The organism is Pedobacter sp. GW460-11-11-14-TSB4 (genome assembly GCF_059423705.1).
In genome coordinates this window covers 1-23,440 of sequence record NZ_JBWKYI010000015.1, presented here as the reverse complement: position 1 = coordinate 23,440, position 23,440 = coordinate 1, and the positions used below count along the sequence as shown (strand labels likewise).

Below are 23,440 nucleotides of genomic sequence, written 5' to 3'. Positions count from 1 at the left end.
AATTTCCTTGTAGGCAATTTGTGTAAGCAAAATACTCTTATCTATAAAACCCTCAGGATGGAATCCTTAAGGTGAAAAACAATTAACCAAATACTTATTCAAAATTATTCGTAATGAATATGAAAAAATCTTTACAGCTCACGTGCTTATTGCTTTATGCATCCACAGGCCTGTATGCAGCTACACCAAACGATCATTTTAACCGTGCCGTTTCTTTCCATTCTGTTTACCAGGATGTGATTAAAGGAACAGTAAAAGACGAAACGGGTGCTACTCTTCCGGGAGTAACCATTACAATAAAGGGGGCCCAAGGCGGAACCCAAAGCAATACTTCAGGGCAATACAGTATTCCGGCTAAAGCGGGTGATGTTTTGGTATTTTCGTTTATCGGTTACCAGAGCAAAGAGGTTACCGTAGGCACCCAAAGCACCATTGATGTTACTTTAGGCAGTGATTCTAAAAACCTCGAAACGGTTGTGGTAACTGCTTTAGGGGTAAAAAGATCAGAGAAATCTTTAACCTACAATACACAACAGGTATCGGGCGATGAACTGTCAAAAGTAAAAAGTCCAAATTTAATGAACTCCTTAAATGGAAAGGTTGCAGGTTTAACCATTAGTCCAAGTGCATCGGGTGTTGGTGGTTCTGCAAAGGTAATTTTGAGGGGAAGCCGTTCGGTAAGTGGCAATAACCAACCTTTGTATGTGATTGATGGGGTTCCAATCAGCAACAATGGAAATGCAAATGGCCAGCAGAACAGCGTGTTCGGTGGTGGTCAGGATGGTGGTGATGGTATCTCTAACCTTAATCCTGATGATATTGCCAGCATCACTGTTTTAGAAGGTGCATCAGCCGCAGCCCTTTACGGTAGCCAGGCACAGAATGGTGTAATTTTAATTACCACCAAACAAGGTAAGGCAGGAAAAGCCGAAATTGGTTTTTCATCAGGTGTGACCATTGATAATATTGCTTACGAGCCAAAGTTCCAAAACAGTTACGGACCTGCATCTACCACAACGAGAGATAGCTGGGGTGGTGGAATCAGCAATACGACTGATAATTTAAAAGATTTTTTCAAAACAGGAATTAACACCTCGAATGCGATAAATCTTTCGGGTGGATCGGAAATGGCGCAAACATATTTTTCTTACTCCAATACTTACGCCAGTGGCATTCAGCCAGGCAATAAGTTAAACCGGAACAATTTAAACCTTCGCGAAACAGCTAAGTTTTTCGATAACAAATTAACGGTAGATGGAAGTGTGAACTACATCAATCAACGCATCAACAACAGTCCTTCTTTAGGTTTGTATTTAAATCCGTTATTAGGTTTATATCTTTTCCCCAGAGGTGTTGATATTACCCCTTATAAAGATCAGTATTTATTGGCTGGCAATACAGGTGGCGCACGCCAGAACTGGCTGGGTGGCGCTGCTGATATTAACCAAAACCCATGGTGGTTAACCAATTTAAACCCGAATACATCAGTGCGTAACCGTTTCTTATTGAGCGGAAGCGTTAAATATGATGTTGCACCATGGTTAAATGTACAGGTAAGGGGAAATATGGATCGTACTACGGATGATTATGAAAACCGCAGATACTCGGGTATTGCAACCAATTTCAACTCTACCGGAACAGGTTATTTTGCACAGAGCAACCAAACCTATGTACAAAAATATGTAGATGCGATTGCCAACATTACCGTTCCAATGGGTGGTTCTGATTTTAAAGTGAATGGATTAATCGGTGGAAGCATTAATGACCAGAAAACTTCAGGTTTATCTTTAGCAGGTAACCTTTCGGCAGTCGATTTCTTCTCTCCTGCCAATACTATCGTTGCCCTTCCAGGTACTTTTACCGGAAATACCTTAACCAATGTAGTGCCAATTGTTCCAAATCACAGCCAGCTACAGGCCGTATTTGGTAACGCCAATATCTCGTATAAAGACTGGGCATTCTTAACGGTAACGGGCAGAAACGATTGGTCTTCTAACTTATCGTATACACCAAACGATTCTTATTTCTATCCATCAGTTGGTTTATCATTTATTGTTTCGCAGATGTTCAAACTTCCTGAGGCCATTACCTACGCCAAATTAAGGGGAACTTATGCAGAAGTTGGAAATACCGTTCCGCCATACCTTACGTTTATTCAAAATACCTTAAAATCAGACGGTGCATTAAATTTCAACACCAACGCTGCTTTCAGGGAGTTAAAACCTGAAAGAACGAAATCATTTGAGGTGGGTACCGATTTACGTTTCCTGTCAAACAGAATCAATTTCAGCTTTACCTATTATAAAACCAATACCAAAAACCAGTATATCCCTGTAGTGGCACCTCCTTCCTCGTTGGTATCAACAGGCTATCTGAATGCAGGTAATGTAGAGAACAAAGGTTTCCAGTTTATTTTGGGTGCTGATGTTGTTAAAGGCGACGGACTGAACTGGAATACCTCAATAAACGGTTCGTTAAACAGGAATAAAATCATCGATATCGCTTCTGCTGATAAAATTAACAGTGTAGATTTAACAGGCGCAGGCAATACCTCTTATATTTCGAGGCTAAAAGTGGGTGGTTCTTACGGTGATATTTATAGCTATACTTTACAAAGAGATGCACAAAACCGCATCATATTAGGTGGAGATGGAACAACTGCTTCGCCCTATACACCGCTAAAAAGTAAAGAATTTAACTACGTAGGCAATCCAAACCCAAAATTCCAACTGGGATGGAATAACAGTTTCAATTATAAAGATTTCAGCTTAAGTTTCTTAGTTGATGGTAAATTCGGCGGTCAGGTATTATCACTTACCGAAGCCTTAATGGACGAAGCAGGTGTATCTGAAGCAACTGGTAATGCCAGGGCTCAAGGCGGCGTTAAAATTGATGGTGTAGATACAAAAGGTAACGCAGTATCTACAACGGTTAATCCACAAGCTTACTATTCTTTTGTGGGTGGCAGATCAGGCGTATCAGGCGAATATATTTATAGCGCTACAGTGGTCCGTTTAAGAGAGGCTGCTTTGGGTTATACCCTCCCGTTAACTGGCAAAACGTTTAAAAGTGTTAAATTTTCGGTTACCGGCAGAAACCTGTTTTATTTCTATAAAAAGGCGCCTTTCGATCCTGAAATCACCATGTCTACCGGCAATGGTTTATCTGGTGTAGATGTTTTTAACCAGCCTGCAACACGCAGTTTAGGCTTCAATCTAAATTTATCATTTTAATTCTATTCAAAAACAACATGAAAACTATATATCATAAATCCTCCAATAACGGGATTAAAGGATTGTCTGCTGTTTTGCTGGCATCTTTGATGTCCTTAAATTTTGGATGTACAAAAAACTTTGAAGATTTTAACACCAACCCAACGGCACTTTCACCTGAGCAGACTACTGCGCTTTTAAAATCGGCAATTGGTCCAATAGAGCAGGAAATTTTTCACAACTATCAGATTGCACAAAACCTCAGTGCCGATGCTTTTAGTGGTTACATGATGGCACCTACACCTTTCGGTGGCGGGATCAACAACATGAATTATTCACTAAATGATGGCTGGAACAGTGCCGGTTTTAACGATCAGTATAACTATGTAATGGCTCCGATTTCTAAAATCGGCCAGAGCGAGGTAAAAACCAAATCGCCTGAAGCCTGGGGAATTGCCCTTTTGGTTCAGGTAATGGCCATGAGCAGGGTAACAGATAAATTTGGTCCGATTCCATATACTACCGCGGGTTCTTCTTTGGTATCTACACCTTATGAAGATCAGAAAACGGTTTATAATGCCTTTTTTAAACAGATCGATACAGCAGCCAATAACTTACAGGCCTATATTGCTGCCAATCCTGGTAAAACGTCCTTCTTTGATAAGGGCGATTTAATCTACGCTGGCGATCCGGTTAAATGGTTAAAATTAGCCAACTCTTTACGTTTACGCTTGGCTACACGTATTGTAAAGGCCGACGCGGCGACGGCTAAACTTCAGGCCGAAAAAGCCTTAAGTGCACCTGGCGGTTTATTAACTACTGCAGCAGATAATGCAGCGGTAGCTCAATCGGGTACAAGGGACAATGATTTATGGGTGGTTACCGTTGCTTACGATGGTGATAATGCCTTAGGTGCAGCTTTACAAACGTATCTGGTGGGTTATAACGATCCGCGCTTACCGGTTTATGCCAGACCTGCTACCGATCCTTTATTTACGGGTCAATATGTAGGAATCAGATCGGGTGCAAATACCTCATTTAACGGTTTGGGTAAAGCAGGTTATAAAACTTATTCTACTTTAAACTCAACCGATAATGCCAAATCACCTATCGGACAAAAAGCACCACAAATTTTAATGACCGCTGCTGAAGTTTGGTTTTTAAAGGCAGAGGCTGCTTTACGTGGCTGGACAGGTGCAGGAGATGCACAAACCAACTATGAAACCGGAATTACCACCTCTTTACAGCAATGGAGCGTAGCTGCAGGAAGTTATTTATCAGATGCAACCAGTAAACCTACAGCCTATGTAGATCCAAAAAATGCCGGAAACAATGCTGCAGCCGTAAGTACAATAACCGTAAAATGGGACCCTACATCTACCAATGAACAAAAATTAGAGCGCATTATTACACAAAAATGGCTGGCTATTTTCCCTGACGGACAGGAAGCCTGGAGTGAATACAGACGTACAGGTTATCCTAAATTATTTGCAGTAGCCAATAATAACAGTGCAGGAAGTATCAATACCCAAACCCAGATCAGAAGATTACCGTTTCCATCAACTGAATATGGAAATGGTAACAGCGCCGAGGTGGTTAAAGCAGTTGGCCTTTTAGGCGGACCAGACAATGGCGGTACCAGATTATGGTGGGATATCGATAAACCGAATTTCTAATCGCCCCAAGCATTACCCGGTAGGATGACGTAAGTTGTCCTACCGTTTTTATAAAAACCTATTTCTAACCAAAATTTTTAAACCTATGAGAAAACTAACCGTTTTCGGCGTATTGCTGTTAACAGCTTTCGCCTTGTTGTACGCTTGTAAAAAAGCCAATTCTGAAAGAGAAGACAACCAATTAAATTCCAAAAGTACAGCCCGGGCTGCAACCAATGCTTCTGCCCTGGCATTAACCGCTCCATTCATGACCGCCTACGTGGAGGTTAACAGTAACAATTTTGTAAATCCGGGTTGTTATACCTACGGAACTTCAGCAAGTCAGTTATTTGGTGTTTCTGTTATTTTTGCGGCGAATATCAATTCAGTAAATGGCACACCTACCCTATACTTCAATCCGCAGGTACAGGAAACTTTAAATTCGGGTAAGGTAGCTTATCTTAAATCACTAGGCATAAAAGTAGTGCTCGATGTACTTGGGAATCACCAAAATGCAGGCTGGGGCTGTTTTACCACCTATGCCCAGGCTGATGCCTTTGCCATTCAATGTGCCAATGCCGTACAGCAATATGGCTTAGATGGAATTGATATTGATGATGAGTATTCTGCCTGTACTGCAAATGATGGTTCGCTCGTGCTGGCAGCTACAGCGTTGAGGGCACGTATGGGTGCCGACAAACTGATTACCATGGCTGCATTCAATCAGGCCAATTATTTTACGTCTACTTATAACAACCAAAAACTGGGCGATATTTTAGATTATGTATTTGAGCAAACTTACTTTTCTACCAATTATGCGGGTCGTTTACAGCCTTACATTAATGCTGGTGTACCCAAAAGTAAATTGGGCTTAGGTACTGATTTGGGTAATAGCGATCAGGCAGCAGTAGCCACTTATGTAAAAAATAATGGTTTGACCAGTGCAATGGTTTATAATGTCGCGAACAACTCTCAAACCAAATTATCGGCCATGTCTAACGTCCTGTACGGTTCTGCAACTGCTGTAAAAGCAAACTGTATCGATGGAAATGGAGGTACACCACCAGCAGCTGGAAACCGTTCATTGATTTTCGACGGCACAAATGAATATTTAAATTCGAATACTTTTAATCTTGCAGGCACCAGCTTAACTTACGAAGCCTGGGTTAAACCAAGCGCTTTTAAAGCTACTGCTCCAAATATCTCAACCATTATGGGTATTGAAGTGAGCGACGCCAATGTGGCTTTGCTCCGTTTAGGTGATGCTTCCTTAGCCAATAATAAAGTACAGTTTGTATTGAATACAGGTGGTGCAACACCTAAAAAACTAAATTCTGCTACAGCCCTAAGTGCCAATACCTGGTATCATATAGCGGCTACATATGATGGCTCGACCATGAAAATCTACATCAATGGCACTTTAGATGCCAGCATGAGCGCAACTGGTACTATTGCTGCCAATGGTACGTTCCAGATTTCGAGAAGCTGGGATGCCAACAGAGGTTTCAATGGTCAGTTTGATGAAATGCGGGTTTGGAAATCGGCACTGGCACAGTCGGCAATTTCTGCCAACAAATGTAGTGTAAGTGCAAGCAGTACCAACTTAGAGGCCTATTGGAAATTTGATGAAGGTACCGGAACCACCATTGCTGATGCAACCGGGCACGGGCACACTGCAAGCTTACTTAATATGGAAAGTACCGATTGGTTTACTACCGTTCCTTGTTTATAGGCGCTTTTCATAATTGTTAATTACCAAAAAACCTAAGAAGAGGTCGTCATTGCGAAGCCAATTTTTCATTGGATGAAGCAATCTTCATAGCAGAGGCTCGCAAGCATAAAAGATTGCTTTGTTGCTCCTCCCCGCAATGACGACCTTTCTATTTAATCTATCAATAGTAGCCTGCACGAGGCAAGCCTACATACTTTATCAGCTCAACGAGACAGATCTACATTGTTTTTATTTCATGATACAGCCGCTTTTAAATTCCCCCTCTTCGTTTTCTACATACGCTTTTCTATCGTTAAGCGCTTCTATGGCTTAGGCTTTAGCTTCAAATTAGATATTATATCGATTTAGCCATTTGCTTACTAGCATACCATTTCTATCTTTGTAACCGTTATCTTTGCACGGATACAGCTATAGGTTTAAAAAACTGTGATTTTTTTCATGACTAAAATAACAAAACTGTACTCGTTTTTGTCTCTTTATTGGAATAGGATGTGTAATAGCACCCATAGACACTATTTGAAGGTAGAATATAATTTTTAATTTTAAACGCTTAATTTTACCCGAATGGATATCTTATCATACCTGTTAGAACTCTTGCAGCAACGCAAAGAAGTTGGTATTACCGGCTTGGGCACTTTTTATAAAAAGAAATACCCGGGAAGATACGATAAGGAAAAACAAACGTTTTTGCCTCCCGGATATACGCTGCAGTTTTCGGCCGAAGTAACCGAAGAAGATGCTTTAGCCAATTTTATTTCGACTAAAACGAATACTGCAATTGAAGATGCCCGTAATCAAATCGCTGGGTTTGTTGAAGAAGTCAATCAAAAATTAGAGCTAAACCATGAGGCCGAACTGCAAAATACCGGCCGCGTTTTTTTTACCGAACAAGGATTAGGTTTCGAACCGGTTAAAAACATGAACTATGGTTCTGAATTTTACGGACTTCCGTCATTGGCAGAAACCGCAGTTGAAGAAACAAAAACCGATTCACCTCAACCAGAGGAAGAAGTTTATGATGAAATTGCGGAAGCACCGGCGGTAACTTCTCCATTTGAAAATAAGTCGTACCAGGCCCCGATAATCGAAAATATTGAACTGGATGAAGTTAAAGATGATCTTAAAAACACTTTAAAACACACAGAAAACGCTGCAGCAGAAATTACTGAGGCGCCTGATTTTATCAAAGAACAGCACGAAGAACATCCAAACCGTTTTGGTCATACGCCAGAATCGGAGGTAGAAAATATTGCTGCCGAACAACATGCGATTGAAACGCCTGAATCGGCTGAAACACCAACTGAGGAAGAAGAACTAGCAAATACTGTTGACGAAGTAGAAATACCTAAATCGGAAGTTGAAAATATCGCGACTGAACATCCTGCTATTGAAACACCAGAATCAGACGATGCACAAGATGAAACAAATGTTGCAGAAAATACTGCTGCATCTGAAGAAGGCAATACAGTAGAAGTCCCAGAAACGGTTATCCCGCAAAGTGAACACCCAGGTCGTTTCTCGCTAAGGTCGGAAACAGAGGAACCAAAAACATACATCAATTTAGAAGACGAAGCTAAAAAAGAAGAGCCAGTAATTGAGGCGCCGGCGTTTATCAAAGAGCAGCACGCTGAGCATCCAAACCGTTTTGGCCATGATCCAATTGAACATGGAGAAGATACGAGGCAAGGAATGTCTACCTGGCTGATGATTACCATTGCCGTTTTGGCCTTGGTGGTTATTGCAGCGATAACTTATCTGGTTAAGCCCGAATTATTCACCGGTGAAACAACAGCGCCTGTAAAACAGGAACAAGCAATTGTCGATTCGCCAAAGGTTGTTATCGATACCTTACAAGCTAAACAGGATTCAATAGCTAAAACAGATAGCATTTTAAAAGCCAATCAGGTTCAGAAAAAAGCAGATACCCTTAAAAAAGTAGCGGCAAAACCTGTGGTTAAACCTATTGTAGAAACACCAAAAGAAAATAAAATTGTACCAAACCCTGGTCCTTCTACGTTTTACGTTATTGCAGCGTCTTTTCAATCAGAGAAAAAAGCAATGGTATTTATTAAACAAATGGAGAAAATCGGTTTAAATGCTGAAATCGCAAAAGTACCCGGCCGTTTAAAAAAGGTAAGTATAGCGAGTTTTACAACTGAAAAAGAAGCTAAAGAACAGAAAGATATTTTACAGAAAAAACTAAAAGGAAAAGGATATTTCGTACAACAAAAATCTAACAACACACAACCATAATGATAACTTTATTAATTCAGGACACCACACAAGCACTACAAGACACCGCAAATGCGGTTAACCAGGCAGTAACACAACCACAACCAGAATTACATTTTATCGATCTGCTTTTTAAAGGCGGCTGGGTAATGATTCCATTGGCCTTTCTCGCTTTTTTAGCTTTGATTATTTTTGTTGAACGTTACTTAACCATTAAAAAAGCAACTAAAGACGAATCGAACCTGATGGGTCAGATCAGGTCTTATATTCAATCCGGAAATTTAGAGGGCGCAATGTCGCTTTTAAGAAATAATAACTCTCCGCTTTCGCGCATGTTGCAAAAAGGTTTAAAACGCATTGGTCGCCCGATTAAAGATATTGAAGGTGCAATTGAAAATGTGGGTAAATTAGAGGTTTCTAAATTAGAGAAGAACATTAGCATATTGGGTATTGTTGCAGGTATTGCGCCAATGCTTGGTTTCGTAGGTACCATTGTGGGGGTTATTACGATTTTCCACCAGGTATCCATAAAAGGTGCGATTGAAATCGGTACGATTTCTGGTGGTTTATATACCAAAATGATTACTTCTGCAACCGGATTAATTATCGGTATTATCGCTTACGTACTGTATCACATTTTAAACATTATGGTTGAAAAAATCATTCTTAAAATGGAAACCGATGCAATTGATTTTATTGATTTACTAGAAGAACCAGGCAAATAATGAATTTACGCAAAAGAACAAAAGGATCGGTAGAAGTACATACTTCAGCGTTGAACGATATTATGTTCTTCCTGATGTTGTTTTTCTTATTGGCCTCTGCCGTGGTAAATCCTACGGTGGTTAAATTATTATTGCCGCAATCATCAAGCGGGCAGCAATCTACCGCCAAGAAAGCAGTTACGGTTACGATAGACGAAAACCTTAAATATTTCGTTGAAAAAAAACCAGTGAGCATTGAAGAATTAGAGCCAACTTTGGCATCATACCAAAAACTAGCACCAGATATGACCATTCTTTTATATGTATCGCGCAATGTGACCTATCAGGATGGATTTGTGGTAAACGATATTGCCAATAAATTAAAATTAAAACTTGTTGTAGCCGTTGAGCCTAAAAAATAATGAACTACAAAGCACAAAACGTACCTAACGAGGAAAACAATTACCCTAAGGCCATTGCCATAGCAAGCGGAATTATGGGCTTTTTATTGTTGATCAGCTTTTTTATTGTGATTGGTTCTTTCCAGCCACCTGAAGAAGTAGGTATGGGTGGTATGGTTGTAAATTATGGAACTTCTGCTGAAGGAATGGGCGATGATTATACGAGTATTGAAGAACCATCAGCAGATCCAAATGCGAATGGCAAACCACCTGAAAAGGTAACGCCAGAAGAAAAAGTTACCCCAACCACCTCTACCCAAAGCAGCGACAAAGAAGTTCAAACGCAAAATACGGAAGATGCCATTGCGGTAAATACCAAACCTACAAAACCAACCACAGCGGCACCAACTCCGGTTACAGAAGACAAACCGGCCAAACCGGTAATTAACCAAAACGCACTTTACAAAGGCAAAAAGAATACTGGCCAGGGTCAGGGAGATGGAACCGGAAAAACACCAGGCAACCAGGGCGATAAAGATGGCGATCCGTTAGCATCAAATTATGGCGAAGGTGGTTCCGGAAATGGTAACGTGCAGTTATCATTGGCGAGCAGAAAATTCATCGACATCCCACGAATACAGGATGATGGACAAAGCGCAGGTAAAATTGCTGTTCAAATTCGTGTAGATAAAAACGGTAAAGTGGTCCAGGCCCGTGCAGGAGCAAAAGGCACTACCCTATCTGATTTAACCCTCTGGAGAAAATGTGAGCAGGCGGTATTAGGCGCAAGTTTAAACAAATTAGAATCAGCACCTGATGTACAAACCGGGATTGTGATATTCAACTTCAAAGTGAAATAAAAAATATAAATGGTCTGTGTCCTCACAGACCTTTTTTTTATTATTATCGTCACCCTGAATTTATTTCAGGGTGTTTATAACATGAAAGATGCTGACCACTTAGCAGCTACAAGGCAATTGAAAATACTATTTCTACTTGTAAAATAAATTACCTTCGGTGAACTCGCTTAAGGCTCGGTTTACTTCGTAGCTTTCCACTTCGTTACAGGTCAGCATGGTGATAACTCGCAATACTATATGGTCTATGTTCCAACAGACCTTCAAAATCATTTAAAGACTTCCGAAGTTTCCCCCAAAACAACCAGCCAAAACTTTGGAAGAAATCTCATCATTTCGTTTCATAATAACTCCAGTCAACTTATATTTGATCCATATTATGAACTACCAACAAACGCTTGATTTTTTATACAGTAAACTGCCCATGTTTACCCGCGTTGGCGCATCTGCTTTCAAAAAAGATTTAACCAATACCATTATTCTTTGTAAGGCTTTGGATAATCCACAGGATAAATTTAAAAGCATCCATGTGGCGGGTACCAATGGAAAAGGATCCACATCACATATGCTGGCTTCCGTATTGCAGGCACAGGGATACAAAACAGGTTTGTACACTTCTCCCCACTTAAAAGATTTCCGCGAGCGCATCCGCATCAACGGAAAAATGATGAGCAAAACTGAAGTCGTGTCGTTCGTAAAAGATCAGCAAAAACTGATCGAAAAAACGGAGCCTTCTTTTTTCGAAGTTACCGTGGCCATGGCATTCGATCATTTTGCTAAACACGAGGTAGATGTGGCGGTAATCGAAGTAGGTTTAGGCGGAAGGTTAGATTCGACGAACATCATTACCCCGCAAATTTCGGTCATTACCAATATCAGTCTCGACCACATGAACATGCTGGGCAATACCCTGGCAGAAATTGCCAGCGAAAAGGCAGGTATTATTAAAAAAAATATCCCAGTCGTTATTGGCGAAACACAGGAAGAATCTGCTCCTGTATTTATAAACAAAGCTAAATCGCTAGCTGCACCCATTGTTTTTGCCGATGCCGTATTAACCGCGAAAGATTTTAAAATCAGGAACAATAAACTTTCCTTATCCGTATATCAGAAAGGGGAAATTAAATACAAAAATCTTCAAAGTGATCTTACCGGGGTTTATCAGCACAAAAATATTTTAACGGTTTTAGAAACGCTGGCTGTGCTGAATGAAAAAACGGGTATTAAAACCGACCAAGAAGCAATCTACAAAGGAATAAGTCAGGTTAAAAAGCAAACTGGTTTACAGGGACGCTGGCAAACTTTGGCTAAAAATCCTTTAGTTATCTGCGATACCGGCCATAATGAAGCGGGCATTACCGAGGTGATTAAAAACATCACGCAAACCAATTATCAAAACCTGCACATTGTTTTTGGAATGGTAAAGGACAAAGATATTTCGAAAGTTTTATCCTTAATGCCTAAAAATGCGACTTACTATTTTTGCAAACCAGATTTAGAACGCGGTTTAGCAGCTGATGAACTTAAAGAACAGGCGGCAACATTTAATTTAATTGGAAACAGTTATACTTCGGTAGCCGAGGCCAAAGAAAAGGCCATTCAATCAGCCGATCCAAAAGATTTGGTTTTTGTTGGTGGAAGTACGTTTGTGGTAGCCGAAGCGATATAAGCAAAGGAGATCAATACCATCATCCCCTTTGCTTATAATTAAACTACTGTGCTTCCAGTAGCCATTGCTGGTTTGATGATCCCGTATTACCATTCATACTATACTGAACAATCTTAGTACCACTGCTTGTACCACTACCCGGATTGTCAAGAACATAGTGATTCGAAAGATTACTTTGAATTACATATTTATTGGCGCCAACAGGAATTAAATTCCATTTTTGATTTGCCCCATTGGTAACGGTATACTGAATGATATTCCCATTTAATGCCTGTACCCCTCCTGAAATATCCAATGCTTTAGTGCTGTTGGCATTAACAATAACATAACTTGTTCCCTGCGTATTAAATTGCCACTTCTGGCCATTTCCGGTAGCACTGGTACTTTGAACTAAAAAGGCACTATTAGCTGTGCTGTTATTTTCTATAGCGAGGTAAAGTCCGCTTGATGCATTTTTTATTTTATACCATGTACTGGCTGAAATGCCATTGGTAACCGGCACTGTTAGTGGTGTTGAATTCTGGTTAAAAATATCTGTAAGGGTAATTCTAACCGAATAACTACCTGTTCCTAGGGTACTGGAAATGGTTACAGATCTTTTTTGAGGCAATACCTCATTTACCGTACTAACTACTCCACCTGATGAATTTAGTAATTCTATTTTTGAAGAAAGTTGCGGACTTTTGAGCTGATTGTTTACCCAGTTTACGGTAACCGTATTACCACTGGCAACAGCCGTTGCAGATTGTACTTCTCCAATGGTTAATGTAGGTGCAGTGCCTTGGTTGCTTTGTGCCGGAAGGCTTAATGTGCGTCCTGTACCAAAAGCGGCACTAGGTTGTGTATTTCCTCCATGTTCCATAAAATAAGCATCTTCAGTAGTATCATAACCTGAATTAAAAGCCCTGTCGTAAATCCCGTTTCTACCTTCATCTCCAGCATTGGCACTAAAACTTCTGCTGGTATGTTTCACCCAGGTATTGCTTGTGCTTAAGTTCCAGCAATCTTTAAAAAATGCCTTTCTAACATATCTTCCATCATAATCAGGATTAGTTCCAACCCAGTTTTCTAAAAACGCATCGTTACCCGAACCCAGGAAGGTGGTGCGCTCAGGAATAGCCAATGTACTGGTATGAAACCAGACACCACTCGATTGATTTTGGATAAAAGTGCCTATATATAATTTCCCATCACGTTTCCATGCCCTTAAGGCTATATTGTACCAGGTGTTAAGCGCCCATTGGTATGGATTGATTGTTTTATATCCATCACCTTCTCCTCCAAATCTGCTGCTAATGGTTTGTGGGCCCGTATAAGCCACTTCAGAATAGATCCCGCCAGCAGTATTCGGATCCCATAATGAGGATATAAGGATGTTTGGTGTTCCAAAGGAATTATCAGGTGTTTGCTGTAAGCCTGCATAGCCACCCGAATAATTATGTACAGAAAAATATTCGGCATTGGCAGATTGTGTAATTTTTATTTTATGTATTTTGGCAATAGCATCAGACGGAAAAGAAAAATAAAGATGTTCTGATGGAGCAGCGTTTTCTCCGCTGACAAGAGCTGCATTCACCGAACTCATTTTGGGTATTGATAATTGGGGATTTTCAGCAATAATGTTCTTTTGACAAGACATCATGGAAAATAATAGTATCATCCAAGCCGTTAACGACCAGGAAAAAAAAGTAAATGGTTTCATAATTTTTTTAGATTAGGTTAGGAATGTATTTGGTTATTAAAACTACTCATAAAACTATGCTGATATTATTTTTTGTCTACACAAACGATTGACTGCGCTTTTAGACCTGAAATAATTATTTTAACAACCTAAAAATGAGACACCTAATCCGAATTACATGATTTTTACGCTTCAAATTCAAAGTATTGAACCAATTAACCGCTTTTTGACTTGTATCAATAAGGCAAACGTTTGCGCGTAATTAATACTACATACCCGATTAGCCTATCAATATTGCAATAGTTTCTAAATCTTTACATAAACTTCAAAATATCTTCACTTAAAAGTTATTACTTTAGCCCTTTAACTAAAACACAATGAAGAAAATATCCTGTCTAATCTTTACCATTTCTATTTTTTCGATTTCGCTTTCCTCAGCCCAAACTAAAAAACCTGCCACAGCAACTGCTAAAGCATTCCCTGCCGAAGTTGCCCGTCCTAAATTGGTGGTTGGCTTAGTGGTTGACCAAATGCGCTGGGATTATCTATACCGCTATTATAACCGCTACAGCAACGGTGGTTTTAAAAGATTAATAAATGAGGGTTTTTCTGTAGAAAATACATTTATCCCTTATACCCCAACTTATACTGCATGTGGCCATACCTGTATCTATACGGGTTCGGTTCCGGCGGTTCATGGTATTATCGGCAACGACTGGTATGACCCTGAAACTAAAAAGAATGTATATTGTACTGAAGATTCTTCAGTAACTACTGTTGGCAGTACACCTTCATCAGAAGGGAATATGTCGCCTAAAAATATGTTAACCACCACCATTACTGATGAATTGAGGTTAGCTACAAATTTTAGAGGTAAGGTAATCGGCATTTCATTAAAAGACAGGGGTTCGATCCTTCCGGCTGGCCACGCGGCAAATGCGGCATATTGGTATCAAGGCAGCACCGGAAACTGGATTACCAGTACTTATTATATGAAAGAAGTACCCACCTGGATTGCTGATTACAATAAGCTGAAATTAGCCAATAAGTTTTATGCAAAAAACTGGGAAACATTGTATCCAATGAATACTTATGTAAACAGCACTGCAGATGAGAAAGCTTACGAAGGAAAATCGAGTACCTTCCCTCACCAGCTTACCCAAAACATTGATAAAAACTTCGATGCCATCAGAAGTACACCTTACGGTAACACCATCACTTTAGACCTGGCCAAATTGGCCATTCTTTCTGAAGATTTAGGACAGGATAACATTACCGATTTCCTGGCAGTAAGCTGTTCATCTACCGATTATGTTGGTCATGCTTACGGTCCGAATTCAGTCGAAGCAGAAGATACCTATTTACGTTTAGATAAAGACTTCGAGGAGTTTTTCAATTACCTGGATAAAAAAGTAGGTAAAGGAAACTATACCGTATTTTTAACTGCCGATCACGGTGCTGCCCATGTTCCTGGATTTATGCAGGAGAATAAATTACCTTCAGGCGTAGTGAGCGATAGAGATATTGCAAACAAATTAAACGCTTATTTAAATGATAAATTTAAGGTCAACAATGTTGTTTTAAAATCGATGAATAACCAGATTATTTTCGATCATGACAAAACAGACAAGGGAAATGTGAGTTTTGATGTAATTAAATCGGCATCGGTAGAATTCTTAAAAAGATTAGACGGTTTCCAGAATGCAGTTGATATTGCTAAAATATCACAATCTACCATTCAGGAAATCCAGAAAAAAATGATTACAAACGGATACAACGCCCGTAGAAGCGGTGATATTTATTATGTATTAGCCCCAAACTGGTTTAACGGTGGCAGCACAGGTACTACGCACGGAAACTGGAACCCCTACGATTCGCATATCCCATTGGTTTTTATGGGCTGGGGAATCAAAGCCGGCGCATCTAACAAAACACATTACATGACTGATATTGCGCCTACCCTGGCGGCACTACTCCATATTCAAATGCCAAATGGTACTGTCGGAGAACCGATCACAGAGATTACCAATAAATAATTCGAAAAAACTATGCCCACCAGCATAGTTTTTTTTGTTTTACGGTATTTATTTAAACTAGAGTCGTCTAGCTTCCAAAGAAAAATTTTCAGCCAGCGTTTTTTGGTTCTTTTTGACGCTAAAAAGAAGGAGCCCATCGACGGCGGCGAGGCGAGGCAAGGAAGAGCTGTAGACAAAAAATAACGAATTATACATATCCTTCATATCAACTTTTACGAAATAAATTATTCCTTGAAATGAACTCCTCATAAAATATCCTATATGTTAAAAAAAATTGAACTGTTTGTTTTATTTTAGATCATGGCAACATACACCGCAACCAAACTTACCCCCATGCTTGAGTCGCATGATATGCCGGCAACATTAAAATTCTATACTGAAATTTTAAATTTCAGCTGTGCTGCAAAATTCGATGACCTGAGCTGGTTAAGTCTCCAGAAAGATGGTATAGAAATCATGTTCTGTATCCCTAATGTGCACCACAATATCCCCAAACCGATTATGAGCGGCTCACTTTATATCAAAACAAACGAAGTAGAAAGCCTCTGGGAAAGTTTAAAAGATACCTGCGAAGTTTGTTACCCGCTTGAAGATTTCGAATTTGGCATGAGAGAGTTTGCCATTTACGACAATAACGGTTATTTACTGCAATTCGGGCGAGATTTATAGCTGAACCAAAAGCCATAACGGTATAGGGTATTCGCTGTTTAAGCTGCTTATTTTAGTACATTTGCGTACCAAATATATTTGGAAACAAGGATCGGTAATGAGCGCATACCGACCCCTAAAATCCCATAGTATGCAACAAGTAGAAATCTATAAGCCTAAAAATAAAATCCGTTTTGTAACCGCTGCTTCTCTTTTCGATGGGCACGATGCAACCATTAATATCATGCGTCGTATCCTCCAGTCTTCAGGGGCTGAAGTGATCCACCTCGGCCATAACCGGTCAGTTGATGAAGTGGTAAATTGTGCCATTCAGGAAGATGTTCAGGGTATTGCAATGACTTCTTATCAGGGCGGACACATTGAGTATTTCAAATACATGTACGATCTCCTGCAGGAAAGAGGATCAGGCCACATCAAAATATTTGCAGGTGGCGGTGGTGTAATTTTACCTTCAGAAATTGAAGAACTCCAGGCCTACGGAATTTCTAAAATATATTCTCCAGATGACGGGCGCAAGATGGGTTTACAGGGCATGATCAATGATATGCTGGTACAAACCGATTTTATTACCAAAGCCAGCATCACCAATGAGCTCGAAACCATTCCTTCAAAAGATATCAAAGCCATTGCGGGAGCCATCACGGTTGCAGAAAATGATCCTGAAGGTGCCCAGAAATTTGTTGATGAATTAAAGAAACTTTCTAAAAATAATACCGCTCCTATTTTAGGTATCACCGGAACCGGTGGGGCAGGAAAATCGTCATTGGTAGATGAATTGGTACGTCGTTTTCTGGTAGAAGTGAAAGATAAAACCTTAGCCATTATCTCCGTCGATCCTTCAAAAAGGAAAACTGGGGGTGCATTATTGGGCGATCGGATCCGGATGAATGCCATCAATAACCCGAGGGTTTACATGCGTTCCTTAGCAACCCGGCAGGCAAACCTTGCGCTATCTAAAAACGTACAGGAAAGCATCGATATCTGCAAAGCGGCAGGTTACGATTTAATTATTGTAGAAACCTCAGGCATTGGCCAATCCGATACCGAAATTACCGAGCATTGTGATGTATCACTTTATGTAATGACGCCAGAATTTGGTGCAGCAACACAACTCGAAAAAATCGATATGCTTGATTTTGCCGATCTGGTGGCCATTAACAAATTTGATAAAAGAGGTGCTTTGGATGCCTTGCGTGATGTACGTAAACAATACAAGCGCAACCATAATATTTTCGACGCCAAGGATGATGAAATTCCGGTTTATGGCACCATGGCTTCGCAATTTAACGATCCGGGCATGAATAACCTGTTTGTGGCCTTAATGGAGCAGATCAAGGTAAAAACCGGAACTGATTTTAAGGCCAAAATGGAACTCACTTCAGATCAGTCAGAGAAGATTTATATCATTCCTCCCGATCGCATCCGCTATTTGGCAGAAATTGCAGAAGCAAGCCAGATGTATAACGAATGGGTAGATAAACAGGCTACCATTGCCCGCAAAATGTACCAACTGAAAGGTGTAATTGATCTGTTAAGTGAGGCAAATTTACCTGACAAATCAAAAGTCTCCCCAACAGGGGGAGATTTAGAGGGGGTTTATGCTTTCTTCGAAGAACAGTTAGATGGCGAATGCAAACGTTTATTGCGTCAATGGCCTGATACCAAAAGGGCATACAAGGAAGAATTTTTCATTTATAAAGTCCGCGATAAAGAGATTAAACAACCTTTATTTTACGAATCACTTTCAAAATTGAATATACCGAAAGTCTCTTTGCCGAGGTATGAAGATTGGGGTGATATATTAAGGTGGCTGTTAACCGAAAATCTTCCGGGCGAATTCCCTTATGCTGCAGGTGTATTCCCGCTAAAAAGAGAAGGAGAAGATCCTACACGGATGTTCGCAGGAGAAGGTGGTCCTGAAAGAACGAATAAACGTTTTCACTATGTTTCATTGGGTCAGCCTGCACATCGCTTATCGACCGCTTTTGATTCTGTTACGCTTTATGGAGAAGATCCGCATATTCGTCCCGATATTTATGGGAAAATCGGAAACTCAGGTGTATGTATTGCCACTTTGGATGATGCTAAAAAACTCTATTCGGGTTTTGATCTATGTGCGCCATCAACCTCTGTATCCATGACCATTAACGGTCCGGCCCCAATGTTATTAGGCTTTTTCATGAATGCCGCCATCGATCAGCAATGTGAAAAATACATTATCGAAAATGATTTAACCAAAGAAGTTGAGGCTAAAATTGATGCCATCTATCAGGCGAAAAATATACCAAGACCATCATACAATGGTACTTTACCCGAAGGAAACGATGGTTTAGGTTTGATGCTTTTAGGTGTTACCGGCGATCAGGTTTTACCAGCCGATATTTATGCGAAGATCAGGACCAAAGCCATCAGTTCAGTTAGAGGAACTGTTCAGGCCGATATTTTAAAAGAAGACCAGGCACAGAATACCTGTATCTTCTCTACCGAGTTTGCCTTAAGGATGATGGGCGATATCCAGAAATACTTTATTGATGAAAAAGTAAGGAACTTCTATTCGGTATCCATTTCGGGCTATCATATTGCCGAAGCAGGTGCTAACCCCATTTCGCAGCTGGCCTTTACCCTGAGCAATGGATTTACCTTTGTTGAATATTACTTAAGCAGGGGCATGCATATCGATGATTTCGCGCCTAATTTATCTTTCTTCTTCTCTAACGGTATCGACCCGGAATATGCCGTTATTGGTCGCGTAGCCAGAAGAATATGGGCTAAAGCCATTAAGAATAAATACAAAGGAAACGATCGATCACAGAAGCTTAAATACCATATCCAAACTTCTGGCCGTTCCTTACATGCACAGGAAATCGATTTTAATGATATCCGCACTACTTTACAGGCACTCTATGCGATATATGATAACTGTAATTCATTACATACCAATGCCTACGATGAGGCCATTACCACCCCTACAGAAGAATCTGTTAGAAGAGCGATGGCCATTCAATTGATCATTAACAGAGAATTGGGCCTTGCCAAAAACGAAAACCCATTACAGGGTGCCTTTATTATTGAAGAATTAACCGATCTGGTAGAAGATGCCGTGCTTGCCGAATTCAAACGCATCAACGATCGTGGCGGTGTTTTAGGTGCTATGGAAACGATGTATCAACGTGGAAAAATTCAGGAAGAAAGCTTGTATTACGAAACACTTAAACACACAGGCGAATATCCGATTGTTGGTGTGAATACTTTTTTAAACAAGAATGGCTCACCGACTATTGTTCCCGGAGAAGTAATCCGCGCTACAGAAGATGAAAAACAATACCAGATTTCGGCATTGCAAAAATTTCAGGATCGTAACGCAGACCGTGCAGTAGATCTTTTAAAACAACTTCAAAAATCGGCCATAGCAGGCGATAATATTTTCGAGCAGCTCATGGAAGTTTGTAAAATATGTTCGTTAGGACAAATTAGCAAAGCGCTTTACGAAGTTGGCGGTCAGTATAGAAGAAATATGTAGATGAGGGCATTATTATTAATTTTCATACTTGGCTTTGCGATCCAAGCCCCGGCTCAGAAAATGCCCGAGTCATCATTTATTATGGTATTAGGTGTGGCTCAGGATGGTGGCTACCCACACATGGGTTGTCAGAAAAACTGCTGTAAAATGGCCTGGAAAGATGAAAAGTTAAGAAGAAATGTGGTTTCACTTGCTTTGGTAGATCCTAAAACCAAAAAATGGTGGCTTTTTGAAGCGACACCTGATATTAAGGCACAACTTCAGGATTTTAGAAAAAAAACGAATGAAACTTATCCTTATTTACCAGAAGGCGTATTTCTTACACATGCTCACATTGGTCATTACACAGGCCTCATGGAATTCGGCAGAGAGGTAATGGCCACACGCAATCTAAATGTGTATGTACTCCCCAAATTCAAATCTTTTTTAACAGAAAACGGCCCATGGAGCCAATTGGTTTCCTTAAAAAATATCAACCTTATCGAACTGAAGGCAAATAATCCCCTTGCCATAGCAGAAAATAAGATCACTGCATTTACCGTACCTCACCGCGACGAATTTTCGGAAACAGCTGGTTTTAAGATAGAAACACTTGTAAAGAAGTATCTTTTCATCCCAGATATTGATAAATGGAGCAAATGGGACAAAAGTATTATTGAAGAAGTAAAAAAAGTGGATGTAGCCATGCTCGATGCTACATTTTATACCAATGCCGAACTTGGTAATCGACCTATTTCAGAAGTACCTCACCCACTGGTAACCGAAACAGAAGACTTATTTGATAAAGAAGATATTGCCATTAAACATAAAATTTTCTTCATCCACTTCAATCATACCAACCCTTTACTTTGGGATTTACCTACACAAAAACAGGTTTTAAAGAACGGATTTAATATTGCGAAACAGGGAGATGTTTATTGATAATTCAATATTTCAATTCTAAAGATTTTAGTTCTCCTATTTAATGCGATCGTCATGCTGAATTTATTTCAGCATCTTTCTTGCAAGATAGATCCTGATCCCGAAGGTTCGGTACAGGGTGACGACTCTTACTTATAGAGATATTTAATCAACAAAAAAAGCCCCGATTTTACATCGGGGCTTCCATATATCTATCAATTGCTCTTATCCGGCAATCCAGCTAAATTTATAATCTATAGTTGGGTTTTTCATACGTTCAGCAACACGTAATAAACGCGAAGGTAGAGCCATAATATAATCCCGGGCTTTTTCACCAGCTTCATTTAAATCACGCATCCCCTCAATTTTCCAATCTTCAATCAACTGTTGCATAATCTCAACATAATCAATCGCGGTATAAACACCTAAACGTTGTGCAGCATCTGTAAAGTGACCAAATGTTTGACCTATTTTCAAACCTACCTCGCGTAAGAAATGCGCTGGCATTACAATTTTCTGGCGCATCATATCTTCAAAAGCCAACATCGCTTCATTAGGGTCAACCTCAAAAATACGGTTCATGAAATCTTTATAAGCTTTTGCATGTCGGGCTTCATCCGATGCAATTACCCCACACATTCTAGACAATAAAGTATCGCCGTCTTTTTTTGCCAAAGAGGCTACCCTTCTGTGTGAAATGTTAGTGGCCATCTCCTGGAAAGAGGTGTAAATAAAGTTGCGGTAAGGATCATGACCGGTACCAATATCGAAACCATCAGCAATCAGGTATTGAGTAGAGATTTCCATCTGGCGCATATCTACACGGCCCGACAGGTATAAATATTTATTCAATAAATCACCATGACGGTTTTCTTCAGCAGTCCAGTGTCTGTTCCATTTCATCCAGCCGCCATCTTCCTTCATGCTTGGTCCCTGCACCATGGCTAACCACGATTCGTATGTAGGTAATGCTTCTTCAGTGATCGTATCACCTATTAATACAGCTACAAGATCGTAAGAAAGATCCTTTGCATTATCCCTTAAAATTCTAATATCTTGATAAAATGTTTCGCTAGTAGAATCAGGAAGAAAATCAGACGGTTGCCAGTTAGTATCAATTGGTTTTAGATAGGTATCCATCATCTCCAGCATATACTTTTCTATATGCACCATTACTTCCCTTCTTTTATCTGCAAAAAAACTCATTACTTTTGTTTATATATTGTTAACAACAAAGATAACCAAATATTACAGCAAACCTTGTGATATTAACATATTTAGCATTAAATGAGTTTTAAAAGAGGCCTAAATTATCAACATCGCGCTTTAAAAGGTTAAAAGCATAGTTTAACTTACATGGTAGCATCATCCAGATGATTAAATATCTGACGATTTAGAGCGTAACATTAAGGGCATCCAATCCCTTAATTACCTTAACGGCTTAATGGTTGAAATAAACCTGTTATAATTCTTTTTATCATTAAGGCATTTAGGACATTAAGAAACATGGTATCCAAATCCTTACCTGCTTAATGGTAGAAACAACTATTTGGACTTATGAGTATGCAGACGAGACTTAAAATCATAGCCCATACATTTCGAGGTTTTGGAGCGCAATTTCTGCACCATGTAGGCCGGGTCCTGTCCTGCTGTGCGCTGTAATCCTTTTGGAAAACCCTTATGATAAACAATCTACCGCTGCCCAAAAGGGATTTCCGCTGCCATCAGGGCTATTGAACCTGGACTGGAGATGTGTCAATAAAGATGGCAAACATTCAGCGTAATCTGCAGGAACAAATCTTAACTACCTTAACTCCTTAATGGTTGAAATAAAGCTTGCTACCAATCCTTTTACCATTAAGGCATTTAGGACATTAAGGGACATCCAGCATCCAGAAACTTAACTTTCTTAACTGCTTAATGGTGAATAAAACTTGCTGCCAATCCTTTTACCATTAAGGCATTTAGGACATTAAGGAACATCCAATCCCTTAACTTTCTTCACTCCTTAATGGTAATTGAAAGTAGAAGGTTTATTTTACAAAAGGTTATAAACCAAGAAAACCCTTCAACATTGCTGTTAAAGGGTTTCTTATAAGATTTGGCACCGACCTACTCTCCCACGTGTTACCGCAGTACCATCGGCTCTGGTGGGCTTAACTTCTCTGTTCG

14 protein-coding genes and 1 rRNA gene are annotated in these 23,440 nt (G+C 39.9%); 12 read left to right on the top strand and 3 right to left on the bottom strand.

Annotated elements, in window-relative coordinates; all coding sequences use genetic code 11:
• Positions 1-119: 119 nt before the first annotated feature.
• The 8 genes from AC07YT_RS15345 (at position 120) to AC07YT_RS15310 (ending at position 12,462) form a co-directional block, all read left to right on the top strand.
• Positions 120-3,233, top strand: coding sequence for a SusC/RagA family TonB-linked outer membrane protein (locus AC07YT_RS15345; RefSeq protein ID WP_086547386.1), 3,114 nt, complete (start codon positions 120-122; stop codon positions 3,231-3,233).
• A gap of 17 nt (positions 3,234-3,250) precedes the next feature.
• Positions 3,251-4,888 (top strand): SusD/RagB family nutrient-binding outer membrane lipoprotein, encoded by a 1,638-nt coding sequence (locus tag AC07YT_RS15340; protein ID WP_086547387.1) that lies wholly within the window; start codon positions 3,251-3,253, stop codon positions 4,886-4,888.
• 85 nt (positions 4,889-4,973) lie between these two features.
• Entirely contained in the window at positions 4,974-6,599 is a 1,626-nt protein-coding gene (locus tag AC07YT_RS15335; RefSeq protein WP_086547388.1) for a LamG-like jellyroll fold domain-containing protein, read from the top strand.
• A 564-nt stretch (positions 6,600-7,163) separates the two neighbouring features.
• Entirely contained in the window at positions 7,164-8,852 is a 1,689-nt protein-coding gene (locus AC07YT_RS15330) for an HU domain-containing protein (RefSeq protein ID WP_494945393.1), read from the top strand.
• Positions 8,852-9,556, top strand: coding sequence for a MotA/TolQ/ExbB proton channel family protein (locus AC07YT_RS15325; protein WP_086547390.1), 705 nt, complete (start codon positions 8,852-8,854; stop codon positions 9,554-9,556). The genes AC07YT_RS15330 and AC07YT_RS15325 overlap by 1 nt, the downstream gene beginning before the upstream one ends.
• A complete protein-coding gene (locus AC07YT_RS15320; RefSeq protein WP_025144642.1) occupies positions 9,556-9,957 on the top strand; it encodes an ExbD/TolR family protein in 402 nt (133 codons plus the stop codon). The genes AC07YT_RS15325 and AC07YT_RS15320 overlap by 1 nt, the downstream gene beginning before the upstream one ends.
• Entirely contained in the window at positions 9,957-10,796 is an 840-nt protein-coding gene (locus AC07YT_RS15315; RefSeq protein ID WP_086547391.1) for an energy transducer TonB, read from the top strand. The genes AC07YT_RS15320 and AC07YT_RS15315 overlap by 1 nt, the downstream gene beginning before the upstream one ends.
• Positions 10,797-11,172: 376 nt before the next feature.
• Positions 11,173-12,462 carry a bifunctional folylpolyglutamate synthase/dihydrofolate synthase gene (locus tag AC07YT_RS15310; protein WP_086547392.1) on the top strand — a complete coding sequence of 430 codons (1,290 nt, stop codon included), beginning with the start codon at positions 11,173-11,175 and terminating at the stop codon, positions 12,460-12,462.
• 43 nt (positions 12,463-12,505) lie between these two features.
• Here the strand turns inward: AC07YT_RS15310 and AC07YT_RS15305 are convergent, their stop codons facing one another.
• Positions 12,506-14,164 carry a DUF3472 domain-containing protein gene (locus AC07YT_RS15305; RefSeq protein ID WP_086547393.1) on the bottom strand — a complete coding sequence of 553 codons (1,659 nt, stop codon included), beginning with the start codon at positions 14,162-14,164 and terminating at the stop codon, positions 12,506-12,508.
• 356 nt (positions 14,165-14,520) lie between these two features.
• Here AC07YT_RS15305 and pafA point away from each other — a divergent pair, with 356 nt between their 5' ends.
• The 4 genes from pafA to AC07YT_RS15285 all read left to right on the top strand — a co-directional run bounded on the left by pafA (position 14,521) and on the right by AC07YT_RS15285 (position 21,289).
• The gene (gene pafA / locus AC07YT_RS15300; protein WP_086547394.1) at positions 14,521-16,179 is read left to right on the top strand and encodes an alkaline phosphatase PafA; all 1,659 of its coding nucleotides are present in this window, start codon (positions 14,521-14,523) and stop codon (positions 16,177-16,179) included.
• Positions 16,180-16,479: 300 nt separating this feature from the next.
• Positions 16,480-16,848: a VOC family protein gene (locus AC07YT_RS15295; protein WP_086547396.1), complete on the top strand. Its 369-nt coding sequence runs from the start codon at positions 16,480-16,482 to the stop codon at positions 16,846-16,848.
• A gap of 130 nt (positions 16,849-16,978) precedes the next feature.
• Positions 16,979-20,368: a methylmalonyl-CoA mutase family protein gene (locus AC07YT_RS15290; RefSeq protein WP_086549386.1), complete on the top strand. Its 3,390-nt coding sequence runs from the start codon at positions 16,979-16,981 to the stop codon at positions 20,366-20,368.
• The gene (locus AC07YT_RS15285) at positions 20,369-21,289 is read left to right on the top strand and encodes an MBL fold metallo-hydrolase (RefSeq protein ID WP_086547397.1); all 921 of its coding nucleotides are present in this window, start codon (positions 20,369-20,371) and stop codon (positions 21,287-21,289) included. It begins immediately after the preceding gene.
• Between the two features lie 204 nt (positions 21,290-21,493).
• On the opposite strand, the gene AC07YT_RS15280 is transcribed toward AC07YT_RS15285, so the two are convergent.
• Positions 21,494-22,474 (bottom strand): acyl-ACP desaturase, encoded by a 981-nt coding sequence (locus AC07YT_RS15280; RefSeq protein WP_086547398.1) that lies wholly within the window; start codon positions 22,472-22,474, stop codon positions 21,494-21,496.
• 893 nt (positions 22,475-23,367) lie between these two features.
• Positions 23,368-23,440 (bottom strand): 5S ribosomal RNA (rrf, locus tag AC07YT_RS15275); the annotation flags it as partial.

Bases quoted from the DNA above. Each gene is read 5' to 3' on its own strand.
- pafA (WP_086547394.1), top strand. From the start codon at position 14,521: ATGAAGAAAATATCCTGTCTAATCTTTACCATTTCTATTTTTTCGATT.
- AC07YT_RS15335 (WP_086547388.1), top strand. From the start codon at position 4,974: ATGAGAAAACTAACCGTTTTCGGCGTATTGCTGTTAACAGCTTTCGCC.
- AC07YT_RS15305 (WP_086547393.1), bottom strand. From the start codon at position 14,164: ATGAAACCATTTACTTTTTTTTCCTGGTCGTTAACGGCTTGGATGATA.
- AC07YT_RS15320 (WP_025144642.1), top strand. From the start codon at position 9,556: ATGAATTTACGCAAAAGAACAAAAGGATCGGTAGAAGTACATACTTCA.
- AC07YT_RS15345 (WP_086547386.1), top strand. From the start codon at position 120: ATGAAAAAATCTTTACAGCTCACGTGCTTATTGCTTTATGCATCCACA.
- AC07YT_RS15280 (WP_086547398.1), bottom strand. From the start codon at position 22,474: ATGAGTTTTTTTGCAGATAAAAGAAGGGAAGTAATGGTGCATATAGAA.
- AC07YT_RS15340 (WP_086547387.1), top strand. From the start codon at position 3,251: ATGAAAACTATATATCATAAATCCTCCAATAACGGGATTAAAGGATTG.
- AC07YT_RS15285 (WP_086547397.1), top strand. From the start codon at position 20,369: ATGAGGGCATTATTATTAATTTTCATACTTGGCTTTGCGATCCAAGCC.
- AC07YT_RS15310 (WP_086547392.1), top strand. From the start codon at position 11,173: ATGAACTACCAACAAACGCTTGATTTTTTATACAGTAAACTGCCCATG.
- AC07YT_RS15290 (WP_086549386.1), top strand. From the start codon at position 16,979: ATGCAACAAGTAGAAATCTATAAGCCTAAAAATAAAATCCGTTTTGTA.
- AC07YT_RS15325 (WP_086547390.1), top strand. From the start codon at position 8,852: ATGATAACTTTATTAATTCAGGACACCACACAAGCACTACAAGACACC.
- AC07YT_RS15330 (WP_494945393.1), top strand. From the start codon at position 7,164: ATGGATATCTTATCATACCTGTTAGAACTCTTGCAGCAACGCAAAGAA.
- AC07YT_RS15315 (WP_086547391.1), top strand. From the start codon at position 9,957: ATGAACTACAAAGCACAAAACGTACCTAACGAGGAAAACAATTACCCT.
- AC07YT_RS15295 (WP_086547396.1), top strand. From the start codon at position 16,480: ATGGCAACATACACCGCAACCAAACTTACCCCCATGCTTGAGTCGCAT.